Below are 4,344 nucleotides of genomic sequence, written 5' to 3' on the forward strand. Positions count from 1 at the left end.
CGTTCATTGTAAGATGAATTGAAGACACGCCCTAATAACGAACCACAAAATCTTGTGGAGAGAATTTATTACAAATAGTGAATAACAGTAAAACCCCAATAATCATTCCAATCCATGCTCCCGTTAACTCACTTGAAGCATCAATCAAAACACCTGCCATGAACGGGAATACTGAAGCAATTAAGTATCCACCACCTTGCACAAAAGCTAATAAAGTCACTGCTTGCTTGGCGTTAGAGGCGTAATCAAGCGCTATGATTAAAGATAAAGGAAATAAAGCACCAATCCCTAAACCTAAAATTATAACGGTTAAAAATGCAAGCTTTGAGGGGATATAGATAAGCAATATTAAACCAACTAATATGAGCGATAAAGTGACAAATAATGGCTTTCGGCGATCGGTGTATTTTTTGATAAATATAGAAATTAAGATGCCAGAAACTACTTCTGCTACCGTTAAAATACTTAGTAAAGCGCCAGAAGCATCTCTACTCCACCCAAGCTGGGTGTAACTTAGTGGCAACCAAGCTAGAACCAATGTGTATGCACCTGTTCCTATGCCAAAAAAAAGCATTAACAGCCATGCATTTTTAGATTTTATAGGTAGAGGTAAATAACCGTTTCTACTGCTCTTGATATGTGGCATACCAGAGAAAAACAGTATAATTGCCAATATGGCAGGGATAGCCATAATCGATAAAGCGATATTCCAGCCAAATACTCCTTCTAAAGGAGAGGTTGTAGCAGCTGATATTGCAGCCCCCGCCATAATACCTGTTGTAAATAACCCCATAAAAACGCTAGCATTGTCTGGCGCAATTCTTTTTAAATAGGCGGGCATTAGAGTTTGGATGATTGCTATACCAATACCTCCAATGAGAGAAGTCAGTAGTAGAAGTAATGTAGAGTCAGCAAAAAATCGGTAGCCACAAGAAAGTGCTATCGCCAACAATCCAGCTAATATACCTATATACTCGCTTACTCTAGATTGAATTCTGGGACCTAAAAGTGCAAAGCAGCCCATCATTGCAACTGGCAAAGTAGTCAATAATCCAGCAGTTTGATTATTGATTCCTATAGCATCTGCTAAAACGGGTACGATCGGAGATATCGAGGCCATAATAGGCCTAAGATTAAGACCTACGATTATTGTTATGATGGCTAATATCCATTGGTTATAGCTAAACTTACTCATTTCCTACCTCACACTCTTGGTTATGTGTCTTTTTTAGTTATGAGTCGATGCATTATCACGATTTTAATTGGTTATCTTTTGCAGTAGTACCAAGCAATAATCAAATATACGCTAGCACTTTAGATCTAAAACATCGTAAAATTTAATGGCTCTGTCTACTGTATATATTCGAGAAAATCTGACTTTAGGATGTCCAAACATACTGACATTAGCATTAAGGCCTTGTTACTACAGTCCAAACACTCTGATACGTTCACTGGCTGACTGATAGATTTTTTCGCCAGCTGGCTCAACGATGTTACCAAATGGCATTTGAGCAACCAGTTCCCACTGCTTAGGAATTGAAAAAGCTGATGCAATATCATTATTGATTAGTGGATTATAATGCTGAAGATTTGCACCAATATTTAAAGCACTTAATTCTAGCCACATAGCATATTGATGCATTGCTGAGGTTTGCTGCGCCCAAATAGGAAATCTATCAGCATATAGCTCAAACTTATCTTGCAACGATTGTATAACCTCCTTATCTTCGTAAAACATAACTGTACCCACAGCCGCACGAAAAACATCCATTTTTTGTTTACTACCTGAAAAGTCGTTACTGCCAACCGCCTTACGTAAATGGGTTTCGGTGATATCCCATAGCTGCTTATGCTGCTTACCAAACAACACTACCAGACGTGTCGTCTGTGAGTTGAAGGCTGAAGGGGTATTTAGTATTGTGCGCTCAGCAATATCAATAATTGCTTGTGGTTTTACTGGTAAGTTGCCACCTAAAGCATAAATGGACCGACGTTTAGTGAAGGCTTGTTGTAGGTTGGCTGAATTGGATTGCGGCATATTTTTATCCTTTTAAATTTTGTTAAATAGAATGTTATTTATATCGTGTGATTAAGGTTGGTCAAGCTTATTGAATAAACTTACAAAGGAAATCAAACTTTTTAAATTCAGGTCTTATCAGGCACTTCAAGTTTTTGTTTCGATAGTGTCATCATTTTCATACCACCCCATGTAACAAGTGCTACACCGAGTGCAATCAAAGAGGCGCCTAGAATGAGCCCGTCCGGTGGAGATTCACCTTGTAAAAAAACAGCGACAGGGACACCTACAATTGCTCCAACAGATCCTAATAAGCTTAATAAAACCGGGCCACCCGTTTTTTGAAGTAGAAACAATAATTGAAACTGACCGGCGAATATGAAGGCCTGTAAGGTAATTAAACCAAGTGGCAGGAAACCTCCCAGTGGAACAGTCAGTGAGAAGTTCGGTAGGAGGCTTGTTGCGCCAAGTAAGACTACAGCCGCAATAAGCATGCCTGGAGCAAGCGCATTGGGAGACGCTCCTTCCGGCCAACGCAATGTACGATAGAGGTTACCAATAGCGAGCAAAACAGGGCCACAGAGTGCTATCAAAATCCAAAACACACTGGCATCTGGTGCAGAAAATTTACGGGCAGCTAGGACACCTGCACCGGCAAGTGCAGCTGCAACCCCAAGAGCTCGAACAGTCTGAAATCGCTCCATCCCTAATGCTAGTGCCCCAAGATAGGTGAGAAGCGGTGGTAAGGAAATGATTAGGGCTACAAAACCGGCACCGACATGGGGAATAGCGGAAAAGAAAAGTAAGTTAGAGCCTGCAACGCTGACCAAAGCAGAGATAAAGTAATATTCAAAGCTGCGTTTATTGAGGGGTGGAAGTTCATGGAGTAGTAACGCAATAACTAACAAGATTGTGGCAGCACCAGCAATTGACCACAATAAAAAGGCAAGCGGAGACAAACCTATTTCACCCGCATATTTTGCAACGTTGGTAGAGATACCAAGTAACGCACCTCCAACTAGAAGACAAGTTAAAGGAACTAGCCATACACTTTTACAAGCAGAGCCATTTCGCTCTGTAAATTTAGTCATATAATATCCTAACGGCCTAAAATGGCCTTGATATCAGAATATCATTATATATCTTGATGTCAAGATAATAATATTGCTATTATTACTGCTTATGAGGAATTTTCAGTAGAAATAGAAGTTTTAATATCTCCAAAATCATAAATATTCTGATCATACCGAGGAGTAAATCAATGCAAACTGAAGGGTGTACACAAGAAGATGCAGTACAGAAGATTATTAGTCAGTGGCAAAACCAAGGATTTGCTACTGATAGCTTGTTAGCAATGGAGACCATAGGGCGTATAAAGCGGTTAGAAGTAATATTAATGCGAAAGCTATCTGCTAACTATAAGATAAATTATAAAATATCACATTGGGAATTTGATGTGTTGGCGACATTACGACGCACAGGCACCCCATATCTAATGAGCCCAACCGTTTTATTTGATAGCATGATGGTGAGTTCTGGTACGATGACCAATCGCTTACAGCATTTAGAAAAGAAGGAACTTATTGAGCGCATTGATAACCCAGAGGACAAACGAAGCTTATTAGTCAAACTAACCCCAAAAGGTCTTGAATTGATTGATAGAGCCGTCGCATCACACGTGCAATTGGAGAATGACTTGATGAGTGATATGAGTGAGGAAGAGCTACTTATTCTCAATTTATTATTAAAGAAAATTGAGAATAACCTGCCTATTGTTTAGATATAAAAAATATCTTTATGTAGAGATAAATAGTAGGTAATCGAAAACAATTGAACTTATCCTCGAAAAGCTTAATTAATGTGCATTACAAGTAAACCGTAATTCCATACCTTACGGAAGATATCAGTAGCCTACAGCCTAATATACAAGTCCTCACTAAGGTACCGAACTGATTAAATCAGTTCAGCAATTATCAGCTCATTAAATTGATCAAGTGGAATGTACAGTCATCGAAATATTAATGTTATTTTCTACATATTTAACAGCATAGGTCAGAAAGCGCTATGAACACATTTATGATCAGCAGGCTATGATTGCTAATAAGTATACGTTGTTAGATTGAGTCATTATTTTAGGTGGCTCTGCTAACTTCTTTCGTTAAGTTCTGAATTGAGCAGACTAATAATTAATTGCCTCAGCCAGTTATGCGCCGCATCACCCTCACGGCGTTGATGCCATAGTAATTTAAAATCGAATGATTCAATTGGAAAAGGCGGTTCAAATATTTTAACCTGTGAGTTGCTATCAGTCATATCAAAGCTACGCC

Annotated in this window: 4 protein-coding genes and 1 pseudogene; 1 reads left to right on the plus strand and 4 read right to left on the minus strand. The window is 39.0% G+C overall.

Annotated elements, in window-relative coordinates; genetic code table 11:
- Positions 1-31: 31 nt before the first annotated feature.
- From INT03_RS10225 to INT03_RS10235, 3 genes are all read right to left on the minus strand, one after another.
- Positions 32-1,195, minus strand: a complete 1,164-nt coding sequence (locus INT03_RS10225; protein ID WP_193008862.1) for an MFS transporter — start codon at positions 1,193-1,195, stop codon at positions 32-34.
- Positions 1,196-1,423: 228 nt separating this feature from the next.
- Positions 1,424-2,038, minus strand: a complete 615-nt coding sequence (locus INT03_RS10230) for a nitroreductase family protein (RefSeq protein ID WP_193008863.1) — start codon at positions 2,036-2,038, stop codon at positions 1,424-1,426.
- 107 nt (positions 2,039-2,145) lie between these two features.
- Complete coding sequence (locus tag INT03_RS10235; protein WP_193008864.1) at positions 2,146-3,108, minus strand: DMT family transporter; 963 nt, start codon at positions 3,106-3,108, stop codon at positions 2,146-2,148.
- Positions 3,109-3,278: 170 nt separating this feature from the next.
- Between INT03_RS10235 and INT03_RS10240 the strand changes: the two genes are divergently transcribed.
- Positions 3,279-3,797 (plus strand): MarR family winged helix-turn-helix transcriptional regulator, encoded by a 519-nt coding sequence (locus INT03_RS10240; RefSeq protein WP_193008865.1) that lies wholly within the window; start codon positions 3,279-3,281, stop codon positions 3,795-3,797.
- A gap of 365 nt (positions 3,798-4,162) precedes the next feature.
- Here INT03_RS10240 and INT03_RS14945 read toward each other — a convergent pair.
- Positions 4,163-4,344, minus strand: a pseudogene (locus INT03_RS14945) (hypothetical protein); the annotation flags it as partial.

The organism is Psychrobacter sp. PG1 (assembly GCF_014897815.1).
Classification (GTDB): domain Bacteria; phylum Pseudomonadota; class Gammaproteobacteria; order Pseudomonadales; family Moraxellaceae; genus Psychrobacter.